The organism is Pantoea sp. NPDC088449 (assembly GCF_044753225.1).
Taxonomy (GTDB): domain Bacteria; phylum Pseudomonadota; class Gammaproteobacteria; order Enterobacterales; family Enterobacteriaceae; genus Pantoea; species Pantoea floridensis.
The window spans coordinates 396,782-414,498 of the sequence record NZ_JBIVMT010000003.1; the positions used below are offsets into that span (position 1 = coordinate 396,782).

The 17,717-nt window shown below is 54.5% G+C and carries 14 protein-coding genes; 6 read left to right on the forward strand and 8 right to left on the reverse strand.

Features of this window, described 5'->3' with window-relative positions:
* Positions 1-835: 835 nt before the first annotated feature.
* Both ACIP6T_RS16350 and ACIP6T_RS16355 read left to right on the forward strand, forming a co-directional pair.
* On the forward strand, positions 836-6,367 hold the full coding sequence (locus ACIP6T_RS16350; RefSeq protein ID WP_400458117.1) for a glutamate synthase-related protein: 5,532 nt from the start codon (positions 836-838) through the stop codon (positions 6,365-6,367).
* A gap of 69 nt (positions 6,368-6,436) precedes the next feature.
* Positions 6,437-8,185: a sulfite reductase subunit alpha gene (locus ACIP6T_RS16355; protein WP_400458118.1), complete on the forward strand. Its 1,749-nt coding sequence runs from the start codon at positions 6,437-6,439 to the stop codon at positions 8,183-8,185.
* Between the two features lie 64 nt (positions 8,186-8,249).
* Here ACIP6T_RS16355 and sspB read toward each other — a convergent pair whose 3' ends face one another.
* The 5 genes from sspB to zapE all read right to left on the reverse strand — a co-directional run bounded on the left by sspB (position 8,250) and on the right by zapE (position 11,918).
* On the reverse strand, positions 8,250-8,741 hold the full coding sequence (gene sspB / locus ACIP6T_RS16360) for a ClpXP protease specificity-enhancing factor (RefSeq protein WP_345827378.1): 492 nt from the start codon (positions 8,739-8,741) through the stop codon (positions 8,250-8,252).
* A gap of 4 nt (positions 8,742-8,745) precedes the next feature.
* A complete protein-coding gene (gene sspA, locus ACIP6T_RS16365) occupies positions 8,746-9,387 on the reverse strand; it encodes a stringent starvation protein SspA (RefSeq protein ID WP_008104394.1) in 642 nt (213 codons plus the stop codon).
* Between the two features lie 328 nt (positions 9,388-9,715).
* Complete coding sequence (gene rpsI / locus ACIP6T_RS16370; RefSeq protein ID WP_007886600.1) at positions 9,716-10,108, reverse strand: 30S ribosomal protein S9; 393 nt, start codon at positions 10,106-10,108, stop codon at positions 9,716-9,718.
* Between the two features lie 15 nt (positions 10,109-10,123).
* Positions 10,124-10,552, reverse strand: a complete 429-nt coding sequence (gene rplM / locus ACIP6T_RS16375) for a 50S ribosomal protein L13 (protein ID WP_007886599.1) — start codon at positions 10,550-10,552, stop codon at positions 10,124-10,126.
* 238 nt (positions 10,553-10,790) lie between these two features.
* Positions 10,791-11,918 carry a cell division protein ZapE gene (zapE, locus tag ACIP6T_RS16380; protein ID WP_400458119.1) on the reverse strand — a complete coding sequence of 376 codons (1,128 nt, stop codon included), beginning with the start codon at positions 11,916-11,918 and terminating at the stop codon, positions 10,791-10,793.
* Positions 11,919-12,108: 190 nt separating this feature from the next.
* Between zapE and zapG the strand changes: the two genes are divergently transcribed.
* The 3 genes from zapG to degS all read left to right on the forward strand — a co-directional run bounded on the left by zapG (position 12,109) and on the right by degS (position 15,158).
* On the forward strand, positions 12,109-12,513 hold the full coding sequence (gene zapG, locus ACIP6T_RS16385) for a Z-ring associated protein ZapG (protein WP_097095124.1): 405 nt from the start codon (positions 12,109-12,111) through the stop codon (positions 12,511-12,513).
* A gap of 111 nt (positions 12,514-12,624) precedes the next feature.
* Positions 12,625-13,995, forward strand: coding sequence for a serine endoprotease DegQ (gene degQ / locus ACIP6T_RS16390; RefSeq protein ID WP_097095125.1), 1,371 nt, complete (start codon positions 12,625-12,627; stop codon positions 13,993-13,995).
* Positions 13,996-14,081: 86 nt separating this feature from the next.
* A complete protein-coding gene (gene degS / locus ACIP6T_RS16395) occupies positions 14,082-15,158 on the forward strand; it encodes an outer membrane-stress sensor serine endopeptidase DegS (RefSeq protein ID WP_097095126.1) in 1,077 nt (358 codons plus the stop codon).
* A 23-nt stretch (positions 15,159-15,181) separates the two neighbouring features.
* On the opposite strand, the gene epmA is transcribed toward degS, so the two are convergent.
* Complete coding sequence (gene epmA, locus ACIP6T_RS16400; protein ID WP_400458120.1) at positions 15,182-16,159, reverse strand: elongation factor P--(R)-beta-lysine ligase; 978 nt, start codon at positions 16,157-16,159, stop codon at positions 15,182-15,184.
* 147 nt (positions 16,160-16,306) lie between these two features.
* On the opposite strand from epmA, the gene ACIP6T_RS16405 reads away from it, so the two are divergent.
* Complete coding sequence (locus ACIP6T_RS16405; protein ID WP_097095128.1) at positions 16,307-16,831, forward strand: lipocalin family protein; 525 nt, start codon at positions 16,307-16,309, stop codon at positions 16,829-16,831.
* A 37-nt stretch (positions 16,832-16,868) separates the two neighbouring features.
* Here ACIP6T_RS16405 and ACIP6T_RS16410 read toward each other — a convergent pair whose 3' ends face one another.
* Positions 16,869-17,003 (reverse strand): entericidin A/B family lipoprotein, encoded by a 135-nt coding sequence (locus ACIP6T_RS16410; protein WP_007886592.1) that lies wholly within the window; start codon positions 17,001-17,003, stop codon positions 16,869-16,871.
* Positions 17,004-17,149: 146 nt separating this feature from the next.
* Positions 17,150-17,716 (reverse strand): elongation factor P, encoded by a 567-nt coding sequence (efp, locus tag ACIP6T_RS16415; RefSeq protein WP_034826669.1) that lies wholly within the window; start codon positions 17,714-17,716, stop codon positions 17,150-17,152.
* Position 17,717 lies beyond the last annotated feature (1 nt).

Consider the following 17,717-nt stretch of genomic DNA (forward strand, 5'->3'; position numbering starts at 1 on the left):
GCCGCTTCACCGCAGGAGTTTTGCTCTGTAATGGTGCACCACCGCAGGATTTCGCCGACGTTCCCGTCTATATGCGTAAAGCGCTTGACTAATTCTGCCAACTGAATAATCTGAAAGGCCGCACTTTTGTCGCGCTTTTCTCTACATCCTGTGCTAATCAGCACCCTGGCAGTCATGTCGTCTCATGGCTGCATGCCTTTATTGCATACCCATTCAACTTAAACGATTTTTTAATCACGTGTAGCGTGATTAATTTTACTAATGCCAGCGTGATTTTGATTCAAATATGACGCCATAAGAAAAACAGATACATGCTGTGCATCAGCCGCACCCAACAGAATTTAATGCTGCCATAAGCATCGATGCCAGCATTGTTTAGATATTAGAGGCACAGGTCACAGTGAGACGGCTCACAGTTACTGGGGGAATGGGAAGGGGAAGATTGACATAAATTTACGAGTAAAAAACTTATAAATCATCATGTTAATCATTAAAAAAGCAGATTACCCTCAACAAAGCTGGCTATTTGACCTGAGTTCGCTTTCCCGATAAGTTGGAATTCCACTGGGAGCTTTCCTGGTGGGGCTGTGTCTCGGCATATCTATGCAGCAAGAAGACTCCCTCTAGATGCAAGCTATCTCCCGAAAGAGACCGGATTAAAGAGCAGCTCATTAAGGACGTGACAACAGTGTCTTAAGAGCCTTTGCTCGGTGTTGCGACGCCCGCTCTTTACGGAGCGGCACAAGAATTGATACCGCAGCCTTTGCAGCTTCAGTCACGCTGCGGTACGCGAAAAAATGCAGGTAATGTCAAAAGAAGTTTAAGGAGACTCTCAATGTCCACGCAAAAACCGAATCCCTATGGTTTGTATGATCCATCAGCCGGAAGTGATAGCTGTGGTGTAGGTTTCATTACCCGTAAGGACGGCGAGCAGACCCATGAGATCCTGCAGATGGCCCATAGCGCGCTGTGCACGGTACCGCACCGTGGCGGCATGTCCGCCGAAGGCGTGGGCGATGGCGCTGGCGTTAACGTCGATCTCTCCCTGAACTTCTTCCGCAAGGTCACAGGTCTGGCGCTGGAAGCTGGCCGTTTTGGCGTGGGTAACTTCTTTGTGCCCAAAGACGCGGAACTGCGCGCTAACGCTGAACGTCTGGTAGAAGAAACGCTGGCGGCACACAACTTCCCGGTATTAGTGAAACGCGATATGCCGCTGGACGGCAGTGTGACGCGCCCGGCTGCCCTGCAATTCCAGCTGCCGATTGTACAATGGATTTTTGCTGCGCCGCAGGAAGTGACTGACCAACTGGAATTCGAGCGCCAGATTTATCGCGCGCTGCTGGATATCGAAGCGCGCGCCTTTACCGAAAGCGAATTCGGCGGCCTTTATCCGCTGTCGCTCTCCTCGCGCACCCAGGTATTTAAAGCCCGCCTGAACTCCAACGAAGTGATTCCTTACTTCAAAGATTTAACCGATGCCGACCACCAGGTGCGCGGGCTGTTCTTCCATACCCGCTTCTCCACCAACACCGATCCGCATACCACCATGGCGCAACCGTTCCGCTTGATGGCGCACAACGGCGAACTGAATACCGATCGCAAAAACCGTATTGCCGAAGCGGCACTGATGTTGGCGCGCGGAAAGAAAATTGTGCGCCCTAAAGGTCAGTCCGACAGCTCACGTCTGGACCAGAGCATTCACAGCCGTTTGATGGAAGACAACCTCGACCTGATTAACGCCGTTGTTTCCATGATGCCACCGGCCTGGGAGAACGATACCTCGCTCTCTAACGAAGTGCGCGCCATGCTGGAGTACTTCTCTTTATACGAAGAGAAAAACGATGGTCCAGCCGCGCTGATCTTTGGTAATGGCGAAGTGATTGGTGCCCGTCTTGACCGTCTCGGTCTACGTCCGCTGCGTTCCGTTGAAACGGCGGAATATATCGGAGCCATGTCGGAAGCGGGCCAGATCGCCTTCCCACCGGAAAGCGTGCTGCGTCGCGGCCGTATCGAAGCGGGCGGTATGCTCTATTACGATCACAAAGAGAAACGCTCTTACACCACCGTGGAAGCGCTGGAAAAACTGGCGGCGGAGAAGGATTACCTGTCGCTGCTGAGTAAAGCGCGTGTCGACCTCGCCGATCTGCCAGAAATTCAGGCTGAGCAGCTCGGCTCTCCGCTGCGTTATCGTGGTGACCTGCAAACCTATCAGCGTTTTGTGGCCTACTACTACAACCAGGAAAGCTTCAAATTCATGATGGACCCGATGCTGCAAACCGGCGCTGAGAAGATCTCAGCGATGGGTTACGGCAACGCCATCAACGGCCTGTCCGACCACGAAGGCGGCATGGCGCACTACTTCTCGCAACGCTTTGCCCAGGTCACTAACCCGCCGCTTGACTCCATCCGTGAAGCGGACGGCATGACGCTGCGCGTTGCCCTGGGTGCGAAACCGCACCTGGGTCGCAGCAAGGGCCAGCAAATCATCGTACCAACACCAATTTTGACGCACCTCGACATGCTGCGCCTGCGCGAACAAACCGTCGCGCCTTATGCGCGCTTCGAGATGCTGTACGAGCCAGTCGTCGGCAAAGATATCGTCAGCCGCGCAGCTAACGCCAACGCGCTGGAAAAAGCCATTGATGACTTAGCGCAGCAGGTTGTTGATTTCGCACGCCAGCAAGGTGGCATCGCGGTAATTACCGACCGCCACATCTCCTCAACCCACGCGGCGATCCCGATGCTGCTGATGGTATCGGCGATTAACCAACGTTTGGTGCAGGAAGGTCTGCGTCTGGATGTATCGCTGGTAGTAGAAAGCGGCCAGAGCATCTCTTCGCACCATATCGCGGCAACGCTGGGCTTCGGCGCTTCTGCCGTTTACCCACTCGGCGTGCAGATGCGTGCGGAAGAGAAATTCGGTGAAGGCGAAGAAGGTAACAAAGCCTTTAAACGCTATGCCAAAGCAGCAGAAAAAGCGCTAATGAAAACCATGGGCAAAGTGGGCCTGTGTACCGTTGAGAGCTACAGCTGCGGCGAGTTCTTCGAGCCTAACTTCCTGAATACCGACGATCCGGTATTGAAAAAGTATTTCCCGAATATCAAAACCCCCGTTGGCGGCGCCGGCTTCCCGGCTATCGCCCAAATGGCGGTCGACTGGCATCAAAGTGCGCTGAAAATTCAGGGCGAAGCGGAAGTCCCCTTGCTCGGCCTGTTCAAAGAGCGTGCTGAAGGTGCTGGCCATTCTTACGGCACCATTGCGGTACGCACCTTCATTGATATGACGGAGCAGCCGATTCGCTTTGCTAACAAAGAGCGCGAAGAGGACAACTTTATTCGCCTGATGACGCTGGCTAAACTGGATAACGCTTTCAATATCAAAGCGGAAGCCTTTAAAGACAGCAGCTTCGAGCGCATCCCGAATGATGTTATCGATAACTTTGCCATCACGCCCGATTACCGTCAGTTCTCCAGCCTGATGCATGCCGAGCGTAAACGTCGTCCTGCGGCGCTGCGGGACATCCTCGCGCTGCCTTGCGATTTGACGCACGTGGATAGCGAAGCGGAATTCGGCCGTAAGCTGGGCCGCTACTCGCTGGTTAACAACGGCTTCGCGACGCGCGGCCTGAAGTGTGAAGCGGTAAATGGCAGCCTGAATCAGTTCGAGCTGCGCCTGATCGATGCGATTGCTGGCCTGAAGCCAGAGAATGAGCGCCTCGAAGCACTGTCGCGTGCGTTGAAAACGCGCTTCAGCGACGATATCGAAAGCAGCAATGTGGCAGATGGCGTTCTGCACATCACCGCTTACGGCAAAGCTGCGGATTATCTGTCGCTGATCTTCACTGCGCTGCCCTCGCTGCCGCTGGAAGAGATTCAACCGGCACACGAAATTACCCGTACCTTTGCTTCCGGTGCCATGAGCCACGGTGCGTTGGTAGCGCCTGCGCACGAAGCGGTGGCGCACGGTACCAACATGGTGGGCGGCATGAGTAACTGCGGCGAAGGTGGCGAACACTATTCACGCCACGGCACCATCCGCGCCTCACGCATTAAACAGCTGGCGTCTGGACGTTTCGGCGTGTGGGCAGCTTATCTGGCCGACCCAATGCTGGAAGAGCTGGAGATCAAAATCGGCCAGGGCGCGAAGCCAGGTGAAGGCGGCCAGCTGCCAGCACCAAAAGTGACCGTTGAGATCGCGGCAGCCCGTGGTGGTACACCAGGCGTTGAGCTGGTTTCACCACCGCCGCACCACGACACTTACTCTATCGAGGATTTGGCTCAGCTGATCCACGACTGCAAAGCCGCACGCGTGCGCGTCATTGTAAAACTGGTTTCATCGGAAGGTATCGGCACCATCGCCGTCGGCGTGGCAAAAGCCGGCGCCGATGTGATTAACGTCGCGGGTAACACCGGCGGTACCGGTGCAGCATCGGTTACCAGCCTGAAATATACCGGTCGCGTAGCGGAAATCGGCATCGCTGAAGTACACCAGGCGCTGTGTGCCAATGGCCTGCGCGACAAAGTGCAGCTGCGCTGCTCCGGCGCACAGCAGACCGGCAGTGATGTGATCAAATCTGCCCTGCTCGGCGGCGACAGCTTCGAGTTCGGTACCACCGCGCTGATGATGCTGAAATGCGTGATGGCGAAAAACTGTAACGTTAAATGCCCGGCCGGTTTAACCACCAACGCCGAAGCTTTTGATGGCGATCCGCGTCAGCTGGCGCAGTACTTCATCAACGTGGCGCAGGAAGTGCGTGAGTTCCTTGCTCGCCTCGGTCTGCGTTCACTGCGCGAAGCACGTGGCCGTTCTGATCTGCTGCATTTGATGGATCACCCGCTGGAAGTCGGCAAACTGGATCTGCGCGCCATGTTAACCGTGGTGCCAGAGCAAAAAATTGCTAAGCCGGTCTATCTGGAAAAAGATTTTGAGCTGGATGATGGCTGGGTCAATGAGCTGAAAACCCAGCTGGTTGGCGAGGCAAGCCGTGAAATCGCGCTGGGCGCGGGCATCACGCTGAACAACCGTAACAAGAGCGTGGGTGGACAGCTGGCAATTGATATCGAGCGCATGCTGAACCACGAGCTCACTAAAGAGCAGCTGGCAGCGCTGCCTGCGGTGCTGAAAGATGACCGCGGTCGTCACTATCTGGCGCCAGCCACCGTGCTGATTAACACCAGTGGTTCTGCCGGCCAGTCGTTCGGCGCATTCTGCAACGACGGCATGCAGCTGAAACATTACGGCACCTGTAACGATGGCGTGGGCAAAGGTCAGTGTGGCGGAGAGCTGGTGGTGATGTCACCGGGCGGCGGCGCACAGGATAGCGATGGCAACGTCTTGATCGGTAACTTCGCCCTGTTTGGTGCCACCGGTGGTCGTCTGTTCGTACAGGGCCAGGCGGGTGACCGCTTCGCGGTGCGTAACTCTGGTGCCACCGCCGTGGTTGAAGGCGTCGGCGACTTCTGCTGTGAATACATGACCAACGGCGCCATCCTTAACCTTGGCACCTTCGGTAAAGGCTTTGGCAACGGCATGAGCGGCGGTTTCGCCTACCAGTACGATCCTTATGGATCGCTGGCGGCACATGCAGCCGGTGATTCAGTCCTGTTTGGCTCCATCGCCGATGAAGATGAAATGGCGCAGGTGCATAAGCAAGCGGTGCTAACCATGCTGAACTGGCATCTGGAAGCGACCCAGTCACCGCGCGCTGCCTGGCTGCTGGAGAACTGGGAAACCGAGTGCCACCACTTTGTTTACGTGATGCCACGTTCGCTGCTGCTGTATCAGGATGGCACCGAAATCCTGAAAGCAAAATCGCGTAAAGATCTGCTCGAAGAGCTGTCGACGTCGCTGGCTGCGCATCAGGTCGCTAAATTCAAATCGGCGTGGCGTGACGGTAAAACCATCGCCAACGGTGCCGTACCGGCCTACGGCGCGACCGATACGCTTGAGATGTTTGTGCTGCTGAATAACTACACCGTGCTGAGCCTCGCGCAGCAGCTGGCGTTGGGCAAACTGCCAAAAGGCACGGCGGTGGAAGATCCGGCCGTTGAGAAAGCCGTGCGTAATCTGCTGATGACCGAAGATTTCGCGCTGATAAGCAAGCTACAACGTCATGCGCGCTCTGCGATTGAAAGCTATAGCGATGACGAGCTGGCAAGCCTGATCGCCGCTAAACGTATGGCGGATTATAAAGCGGCATTAACGCAACGTAACATTCGCTCCATGGACAGCCTGGCGACGTATGGCTGGATCATTTATCAGGATGCCTGCAACCGCGAGGTTCTTGGCCATCTACCTGATTTCGAAGAGCTGTTTGCACGTGCTGCACTGCCAGAAATCGCTGCTGCGGTCGGGAAACTTTCCTGATTATAGCTTTACGGAACATGTGTAATTTAGACTTTATATTTTGATTGAACAGGATTGAGCGCCTTACCGATGAAAATTCCTTACATTCCTGAAGATGCACCGTTTAACGGTGAGCAGAAATATTGGCTGGCGGGTTTTCTCGCCGGTCTCCACTCGCGCCTGCTGGTATTAGAAGACAAGCAGAGCGCACCGGCTGCCGGTGCCAACACGCAGCTACATATCCTGTTCGGTTCACAAACCGGTAATGCCGAAGCGCTGTCGCAAACTGCCGCTAAAGCCGCGCGTGCCAAAGGTTTAGTGCCGGTGGTTCAGGCTCTGGGCGAAGTGGATCTGGATGTGTTCGCCACCATGCGTCACGTGCTGATCGTCACCTCGACTTACGGCGAAGGCGAAATGCCGGACAACGCCCAGCTGTTTTGGCAGGCGATTTCAGCCAGCACCGCACCGCGTCTGGAGCAGATGCACTTTGCAGTACTGGCGATTGGCGACACCGGCTACGACGGTTTCTGCCAGGCGGGTAAATTCATCGATATGCGTCTGGAACAGCTCGGTGCGAAACGCGTGGCCGATCGTATCGACTGCGATATTGATTTCGAAGAGCCGTCCAGCGAGTGGATTGGCACGGCAATGCCGCAGTTTGCCGCCAGCGCAGGCAGCAGCGGAACTGCACTTGAGAGCGCACCTGAAGCACCGGTCATTCCGGGCAGCAATAAGCAGAACCCTTATGCTGCCGCATTGGCGACCAATAAGCGCCTGTCGGCTGAGGAGTCGGCTAAAGATATTCGTCACTTTGAATTCGATCTCACCGACAGTGGTTTGAAATATGAAGCCGGCGATGCGCTGGGTGTGATCCCGGTGAACGACGCGGCGTTGGTTTCACTGCTGCTGGCCGAACTGAAAGCGGATTACGAAACGCCGGTGCCAGGCTTTGATCGCAACCTTGGCGATCTGCTGACGCACCAGTTCGAAATCTCTGAGCCATCACGCAAACTGATTGAGTGGGTTGGACAGCACACCACCAACCAGGAATTGCGTCACGTTTTGCAGCACGACGACAAAGATACTCTCGCCGTTTGGCTGTGGGGCAAAGATACGCTGGATCTGCTGCAGCTTGAGCTGACGCGCAGCCTCTCAGTGCCGGAATTCGTTGCCATGCTGCGCCCACTGCAGCACCGTGCGTACTCCATCTCGTCGAGCTCGAAAGCGCATCCAAATCAGGTGCATCTGACCATCGCTTCCGTGCGCTATCACAGCGGCGGCCGTGAGCGTAAAGGCGTGTGCTCAACCTACCTGGCTGAACGTGTTCGTCGTGGCGAAAAGCCGGCGATCTTCATTTCGCCCAACAAAGCGTTCCGCGTGCCGGCAAATGGCAATGCTCCGCTGATCATGGTGGGTCCAGGCACCGGCATCGCCCCGTTCCGCGCGTTCCTGCAGGAACGTCAGGCAACCGGCGCGCAAGGTAAAAACTGGTTGTTCTTCGGCGACCAGCATCAGGCACATGATTACATCTATGAAGAAGAGCTGAGTGCGTGGCAGGAGAATGGCCTGCTGACAAACCTCGATCTCGCCTTCTCACGCGATCAGGAAGAGAAGATTTACGTGCAGAATCGCATGCTGGAGAAAGGCGCGGAGCTATACGCCTGGCTGCAGGATGGCGCCTACTTCTACGTGTGTGGCGATGCCTCACGTATGGCGAAAGATGTGGATGCCGCGCTGTATGAAGTGGTTCGTCAGTTCGGCGGCTTGTCCAGCGAGCGTGCGGCAGCCTACATTGATCAGCTGAAGAAAGATAAACGCTACCTGCGTGACGTCTACTAAGACGCGCAGACATAAAAAAACGGGCCAATCATCGGCCCGTTTTTATTTCACACTCTCAGACGCTTTATTTCACTACGCGGAGTGAAGGTCGTCCGCCACGCGGCGGCGGCGGCTCATCGTCTGGCGAGTGATCGTCGTCAGTCGCATCATCCGGACGATCGCCATCAATCACAGACATCATCGTCTCTTCCTGACCACTACCATCCTGATCTTCCGTCGCCAGCTCATAAGCCGGTTCCGGTTCGAACATGGTGCCAGCACCGTTTTCACGGGCGTAAATTGCCAGAACCGCAGCCATCGGCACAGAGACCTGACGCGGTACGCCACCAAAGCGCGCATTGAAACGCACTTCATCATTGGCGAGGTCAAGATTACCTACCGCACGTGGCGCGATGTTCAGAACAATCTGCCCATCGCGCGCATATTCCAGCGGCACCTGCACACCAGGCAGATTAATGTCGACCACCAAATGCGGCGTCAGCTGGTTATCAAGCAACCAGTCATAGAATGCACGCAGCAGATAGGGACGACGCGCCGTTAGTTGCGACATTTCCATACTATTAGCCCCGAGCTTGCAGGCGCATTTCACGTTCTGCTTCTGTCAGTGACGCAAGGAAAGAGTCACGTTCAAATACGCGCGTCATGTAGCCTTTCAGCTCTTTAGAACCTGCGCCAGACAGATCCACACCCATCTGCGGCAGACGCCACAGCAGCGGTGCCAGATAGCAATCCACCAGGCTGAACTCTTCGCTCATGAAGAAAGGCGTACGTGCAAACAGTGGCGCAATTGCCAGCAGCTCTTCACGCAGTTGCTTACGCGCTGCATCGGCTTCTGCACCATTGGCAGTTTCGATGGTGCGCATCAGGCTATACCAATCCTGCTCAATGCGGTGCATCATCAGACGACTTTCACCACGCGCAACCGGATAAACCGGCATCAGCGGTGGATGCGGGAAACGCTCATCGAGGTATTCCATGATGATGCGTGATTCGTACAGCGTCAGTTCACGGTCGACCAGCGTAGGTACTGTGCGATACGGGTTGAGGTCAATCAGATCCTGCGGCAGGTTATCCGTTTCAACCTGCTCGATCTCCACGCTGACGCCTTTCTCAGCCAGTACAATGCGTACTTGATGGCTGAAAATGTCAGTCGGACCAGAAAACAGCGTCATTACCGAACGTTTGTTGGCAGCGACAGCCATGAAAACCTCCAAGTTTGTTCACAAAAAGATACTGCGAATAGCCAACCACACGGCGACTCACCGGCTCATCAGATTCGCCTACCGTCAGCGTTAGAAGCATCGCCCAGCCTTCCCGACAGGAACGACAAGCACAACGCTGCTTCTCGCAGGCGCAAAGTGACAGTGAGTTTACCAGATTTTAAGCAGCTTGTGGGGCAGGCGTAATGATTTGCGGGCAAAATGCGGGTAAAGCTCGCGTTTTTGGTGGTAATAATTGGTAAAAAAGGGAATAAAAAACCCGCCGAAGCGGGTTTTTTGAGCCAATTGCCGCTGCCAAAGCAGCAAACAATTAACGCTTGGAGAACTGTGGACGACGACGTGCTTTACGCAGGCCGACTTTCTTACGTTCAACTTCACGTGCATCACGGGTAACGAAGCCCGCTTTACGCAGTTCAGAACGCAGAGACTCGTCGTACTCCATCAGAGCGCGTGTGATACCGTGACGGATCGCACCAGCCTGACCAGAAATACCACCACCTTTAACGGTGATGTACAGGTCAAATTTACCAACCATATCAACCAGTTCCAGCGGCTGACGCACGACCATGCGTGCAGTCTCGCGACCGAAATACTGCTCCAAAGAGCGCTGGTTAATTACGATGTTACCGCTACCCGGCTTGATGAAGACGCGAGCGGCAGAGCTTTTGCGGCGACCAGTGCCGTAGTTTTGAGTTTCAGCCATTGCCTATAATCCCGATTAAATGTCAAGAACTTGCGGTTGCTGCGCCGCGTGGTTGTGCTCGTTGCCTGCGTAAACTTTCAGTTTACGGTACATAGCACGACCCAGTGGGCCTTTCGGCAGCATGCCTTTAACCGCGATTTCAATCACACGCTCAGGACGGCGCTCGATCATCTCTGCAAAGGTCGCTTGCTTGATACCACCGATGTGGCCAGTGTGGTGATAGTAAATCTTGTCAGTACGCTTGTTGCCGGTTACAGCAACTTTTTCTGCGTTCAGAACGATGATGTAATCACCGGTATCAACGTGCGGAGTGTATTCCGCTTTGTGCTTACCACGCAGACGGCGCGCCAGTTCAGTCGCCAGGCGACCCAAGGTTTTGCCCGTTGCGTCAACAACATACCAGTCACGCTGTACGGTTTCTGGTTTAGCTGTAAAAGTTTTCATTGAAAAGCTTACCCAAATAAAAAGTTACACGTTGGTGAAATCCCAAACGCTAAGTAAACGATTGAGGCTCACACGACCATTTTGCCCAGCAAGCCACCCCTTCAAGTGAGTTACCGGATCACATCGAGTTCTTGGGAAAGAAAACCGATGCTGTAACGTGGGGTCGCAAGATTATAGAGAAGTCGAACCCAAAGATCGAACCTTTTTGCATCTAAATCCTGCGATTTCTGCCACGTCATCAGGGCAGATGCGGCAGACGCAAATACTCTTCGCTCTGCATCTCCTGCAAACGCGACAAGCAGCGTTGATACTCGAACTTCAAGCGTGTGCCCTGATAAATTTCAAACAGCGACGTTTCCGCCGCCACGACCAGTTTCACGTGGCGTTCATAGAATTCATCAACCAGCGCGAGGAAGCGACGCGCCTGATCTTCGGTCTTATAAATCATCACCGGCACATCATACAGCAAGACGCTGTGAAATCGGCGCGAGAGCTCAATATAGTCGTGTTGGCTGCGCCCTTCGCCACAGAGAGTCAGGAAATTAATCGCCAGCACGCCGTCATGCACGCCGAGCGTCGGCATCTGGCGATGATTAATCTCCAGCACCGGCGCATCCTCACGCGCTTTACCGGACAGCGCACGGAACATGCGCTCCATTTCAGCATGGGTGGCATCGCTTAGCGGGAAATTCCACAAGTGCGCTGAAGTCAGAGTACGCAAACGGTAATCGATACCGGCATCAACGTTCATCACTTCGCAATGACGCTTGATTTGTTCAATGGCGGGCAGGAAGCGCGCCCGCTGCAAGCCATTGCGATAGAGTTCATCCGGCGGAATATTTGAGGTTGCCACCAGCGAGATGCCGCGGGCAAACAGTGCCTCCATCAGCGTGCCGAGCAGCATGGCATCGGTGATATCAGAAACAAAAAACTCATCAAAACAGAGAATGTCGGTTTCAGCTTTAAAGCGGTCAGCGACAATCAGCAGCGGATCGCTGTGGCCCTGCAGCTGCGTCAACTCCTGATGGACGCGCAGCATAAAGCGGTGAAAATGCAGACGCAGTTTGCGCTCGCCAGGAATTGACTGAAAAAACAGATCCATCACCCAGGTTTTACCGCGTCCTACACCACCCCACATATAGAGGCCGCGCACCGGAGCATCACTCGCACTTTTCTCTTTATTCATTATCTTAGACAGACGTCCAAACAGGCCTTTTGCTGCCGGTTCAACATGTTGCTGGCGAGCAATCAATCCTTGCTGGATGGCATCTAAGCGGGTAATCGCTTCTCGTTGTACGTCATCCGGGCGAAACTCGCCCTGCGACAGCGCTTGCTCATAGCGTGCAAGCGGAGATGAGGTTTGCATGGTTCTCTCAGAATCCCTGAAAAAGTCCGATTCACGGGTCGGTTGACGAAAAATAGGCCGCTCTACACTAAGCGATGCAGCCCGATAGTTCCACTTCCATGAGATTATTGGGTATAGTGACTGCTATTGAAGTTGATGTTGAAACAGAAGCAATGCCCTACGAAACAACGGAAATTACACGGGAGTCATTATGACCTGGGAATACGGGCTGATTGGTTTAGTGATTGGCATTATTGTCGGCGCGGTAGTGATGCGTTTTGGCAACAAGAAGCTGCGTGAGCAGCGTAGCATGCAGTATGAGCTGGAAAAATCGAAGGCTGAGCTGGCGGATTACCGCGAGGAGCTCACCAACCACTTTGCACGCAGCGCCGAGCTGCTGGACAACATGGCGCATGATTACCGCCAGCTGTATCAGCACATGGCGAAGGGATCTAACGATCTGCTGCCAAATCTGCCGGGCGAGAAAAACCCGTTTGCCTACCAGCTAACGGAAGCCGAAGCGGATAACGATCAGGCGCCGGTACAAATGCCGCGCGATTACTCTGAAGGTGCTTCCGGCCTGTTACGGGGTAGCGATCGCACACCGCGTAAATAATCCTTTTGGGGCACAGCTTGGCTGTGCCCTTTTTGTTTGTCGAACCCTTGCCCCAAACAACTGTCACACTTTTTCATCCCCTTTTCTTTTCGCAGCGAGAGCGTTGTAGCAATGAAAAAACAAGCACGACTGTTGAGCGCATTAGCCTTGAGCATTGGAATGGGTCTGGCCGCCGCCCCTGGCGCGTTGGCAACCCTGCCGGCCCAGATTCAAGGACAAGCATTGCCAAGCCTGGCGCCGATGCTGGAGAAAGTTCTGCCTGCGGTAGTCAGCGTGCATGTAGAAGGCACAGATTCCGGCCAGCAGGCGCAGGATATTCCGGAGCCGCTGAAACGCTTCTTCGGCCAGGCACCCGGACAATCTCAGCCTCAGCCTTTTGAAGGGTTGGGCTCTGGCGTGATCATCGATGCCGCGAAAGGCTACGTCCTGACCAACAATCACGTGGTGAACGGTGCAGATAAAATCAGCGTGCAGTTGAGTGATGGCAACGAATACGACGCTAAGCTTATTGGTCACGATGAGCAAACCGACATCGCGTTGATTCAAATTGAGGGCGCGAAAAACCTCACCCAGGTAAAAATTGCCGATTCCGATTCGCTAAAAGTGGGTGATTTCGCCGTTGCTATCGGCAATCCCTTCGGCCTCGGCCAAACGGCCACTTCCGGCATCATCTCTGCGCTGGGACGTAGCGGCCTGAACCTGGAAGGGCTGGAAAACTTTATTCAGACCGATGCGGCGATCAACCGCGGCAACTCCGGCGGTGCGCTGGTCAATCTGAATGGTGAGCTGATCGGTATCAACACGGCGATTCTGGCATCCAGCGGCGGCAATATCGGTATTGGCTTCGCGATCCCCGCCAATATGGCGATGAATCTCGCGCAGCAGTTGATTCAGTTTGGTGAAGTGAAGCGCGGTCAGTTGGGCATTAAAGGCACTGAGATGACCGCCGATATTGCTAAAGCTTTTAATGTCGACGCGCAGCGTGGAGCCTTTGTCTCTGAAGTGCTGCCGAAATCGGCCGCCGAGAAAGCGGGCATCAAAGCCGGCGATATCATCACCTCCATCAATGACAAAGCCATTACCAGCTTTGCCGAACTGCGCGTGAAAGTGGGTACCACACCGCCAGGACAGAGTGTGAAAATCGGCCTGTTACGTGAAGGCAAACCGATTACCGTTAACGTCACGCTGGAGCAGAGCGCGCAAACCACCGCCAGCGCACAGCTCATGTCGCCTGCGCTGCAGGGCGCCACACTGAGCGACGGTGCGACCAAAGCCGGTGATAAGGGCGTGAAAGTCGATGCGATTGAAAAAGGAACGCCGGCCGAGCAGGTTGGTTTGCAGAAGGACGATGTGATTGTCGGCGTAAACCGCAATCACGTCACCTCGCTGGCCGAAATGCGCAAAGTGCTGGAAGGGAAACCGCCGGTGCTGGCACTGAACATAGTGCGCGGCGACGAGAGTATTTACCTGCTTCTGCGATAATCCTCGCATCAGGCGGACAAGCAGGTGTTTGTCCGCCTTTCTCATGCTATTCTGCCCTGCGATTAACCCTTGCCTGAAATAACACCATGTTTCTTAAACTTTTGCGTTCTGTGGTGATGGGCCTGATTGTGGCTGGCTTACTGCTTGTCGCGATCCCTGCGCTACGTATCGGCAGCGATATCACCTTTGATCATGACAATAGCAATGATGAAGCACCCGTCAGTTTCAATCAGGGTGTGCGCCGTGCCGTGCCCGCGGTCGTGAATGTCTATAACCGCAGTGCTCACGGCAACAATAATCGCGGCATCACCACGCTCGGTTCCGGCGTAATCATGAACGGCAAAGGTTACATTCTTACTAACAAACACGTTATCAATAATGCCGACCAAATCATCGTGGCGCTGCAGGATGGACGCTTCTTCGAAGCTAACCTGGTGGGTTCCGATGCGATGACCGATTTGGCGGTACTGAAAATCAGCGCCGCGAACCTGCCCGTCATTCCCATCAATGCCAGACGCATAGCGCACATTGGCGACGTAGTGATGGCCATCGGTAATCCCTACAACCTGGGCCAAACCGTTACGCAGGGCATTATAAGCGCCACCGGGCGCGTTGGCCTGAGCTCTTCCGGACGGCAAAACTTCCTGCAAACCGATGCTTCGATCAACCAGGGCAATTCAGGCGGCGCGCTGATTAACTCCCTCGGCGAGTTGATGGGCATCAACACCCTAACCTTTGATAAAAGCAGCGATGGCGAAACGCCGGAAGGGATTGGTTTCGCCATTCCAACTGCGCTGGCGAGCAAAATCATGGATAAGCTGATTCGTGATGGCCGGGTGATTCGCGGGTATATCGGCATTACCGGGCGTGAATTGCCGCCGCTGCACGGTCAGGGCAGTAACCTTGACCGCGTTCAAGGCATTATTGTCAGTAACGTCACGCCTGGCGGGCCGGCCGATAGCGCCGGTATTCAGGCTAATGATGTATTGCTGCAGGTGAATGGCAGAACCGCGATTTCAGCGCAGGAAACGATGGATCAGGTGGCTGAAATTCGCCCGGGTTCAGTCATTGACGTGCAGATCTTACGCAATGAAAAGAAGATGACGCTGCCGGTTACCATTCAGGAATTCCCGGAAGTCACCGCCCCAGTCACCACCCAATAAGGGCGCTTTCGCGCCCCCATGGATTAGCTGCGGTCAACCGGGAAGGCGATCACTTCGCTCAACGCGCTGGCTTTCAGCGCCAGCATAATCAAACGATCAACACCTAGCGCCACGCCAGAGCAGGCAGGCATGCCGTGTGCCAACGCGTCCAGCAGGTTGATATCGATAGGATGCTGCGGCAGGCCACGCGCGGCACGGCGACGATTGTCCTGCTCAAAGCGTTGACGCTGTTCACGGCTATCGGTCAGCTCACGGAAACCATTCGCCAGCTCAATACCTTTGTAATAGACCTCAAAGCGTTCGGCGACGCGATGATCTTCGGTGCTGATTTCCGCTAATGCCGCCTGCGTTGCCGGAAAGTGATAAACAAAGCAGGGCTTATCATTACCAATCTTCGGCTCAACGCCCAGCATAAACAGCAGCTGCAGCAGCGTATCGCGGTCTTCCTCACGGTTCGCTAACTCGCCCTCGCCCAGCTTCTGCGCCACTTCACGCAGCTGCGCTTTATCGGCTGACAGCGGGTCGATCTCCAGATGACGAATAAACGCCTGCTGATATGACAATGACTCGGCGCTATCGCACTCCAGCACCTGCTGCATCAGATCGTCCACCTCATTCATCAGGCGGTACATATCGTAGTGCGGGCGATACCACTCCAGCATGGTAAATTCAGGATTATGGTGACGTCCCGCTTCCTCGTTACGGAAGCTGCGGCCCATTTGATAAATCGGTCCGCTACCCGCTGCCAGCAGGCGCTTCATATGATATTCCGGACTGGTCATCAGCCACAGATCGCGCCCTTCAGCGGCGCCCGGCCCAACAAAACGCGTCTGGAACGGGACCAAATGAATGTCCGTGATAGTCGCCTGGCTCATCGCCGGAGTATCCACCTCCAGCACGCCGCGATCGGCAAAGAAACGACGAATTTCCGCCATAATGGCGGCGCGTTTCAACAAATTGGCAATGGGTGCGCTTGGCTGCCAGCTTGCCGTTTCGCTCATGTTGATGACTCCTCATACAAATAAGGGGTGGAAGTCTACCCGCATTGGCGATGGCAAACAACGACGCCGCAGCGCCAGCGGATGCCAGCAGCAATTTAGTAACGGGCAGCTATACTTAACTCATTAAAATTGTGAAGGAATCCCCTAATGTCTCCATGGAAAACTCTCGTCGCCAGCCTCAGCGCGTTCCTCTCAGTTGCATGCTCAACCACGCCGCCAAAAGGCGTTACGGTGGTCGAGGGATTCGACAGTCAGCGCTATCTCGGCCAATGGTATGAAATCGCTCGTCTTAATCACCGCTTTGAACGTGGTTTACAGCAGGTCACGGCCAATTATAGCCCGCGCGATGATGGTGGCCTGAAAGTGGTTAATCGTGGTTTCAACCAGCAGAAGCAACGCTGGCAAGAGAGCGTTGGCAAAGCCTATTTCACCGGCGATAAACAGCGCGCTGCGCTGAAAGTCTCGTTCTTTGGTCCGTTCTATGGTGGCTACAACGTGATAGCGCTGGATCCGGACTATCGCTATGCGCTGGTATGCGGCCCGAATCGTAGCTACTTATGGATTCTCTCACGCACGCCACAATTAGATGAAGGTGTTAAAAAGCGCCTGGTCGAACAGGCCAGAAGTGCCGGATTCCCGGTAGATGAGCTGATTTGGGTTGAACAGAAATAGAGATCCGGTGTGAAAGCAGCTTTCACACCGGGGTATCTTACTGTGCGCTGCGCTGAATTGCCTTACCGCCCGCCGAAACATCTTCGCCGACACCACGCGTGGTGTTACAGGCGGTCAGAACGGAAGAGAGCACCAGCACGGAAAAAATCGCGACAATACTTTTCTTTAACATAGCCATATCCTTTTTGGTTGCAGTAAAAGTACAGCTCTTAAAGCATAGTCTTGATTTGGAAAAATGCGGATTCAACGGCAGGAAAAGAGTGAAGCAGAGGCACAGCGAAGAAAAAAGGCGCATCACCGATGCGCCTGATTTGACGATTATTTTACGCGAGAAACGTATTCGCCAGAGCGGGTATCAACTTTTACCACTTCGCCAATCTGCACGAACAGTGGCACTTTGATCACTGCGCCCGTTGAAAGGGTTGCTGGCTTGCCGCCGGTACCTGCGGTATCACCTTTCAAGCCTGGATCGGTTTCGATCACTTCCGCTTCGATGAAGTTCGGTGGCTGAACAGCGATCGCTTTATCGTTCCACAGGGTAACGATACAATCCGCATTGTCCTGCAACCACTTGGTCACGTCATCCAGCACTTTAGATTCGATCTGATACTGCTCGAAAGATTCCGGGTGCATGAAGTAGTAGAAGTCGCCGTCGTTGTAAGAATATTGCAGCGTCATATCACGAACATCTGCGCCTTCGGCAGAGTCAGTGGATTTGAAGGTCTTCTCAACGCGAGAACCGGTCAGCAGACGACGCATTTTAACGCGTGCGAATGCCTGGCCTTTACCCGGCTTAACAAACTCACTGGCTTCGATGGCATATGGCTCGCCTTCGAACATGATTTTAAGACCGGGACGGAAATCGTTGCTAAGATAAGTCGCCATA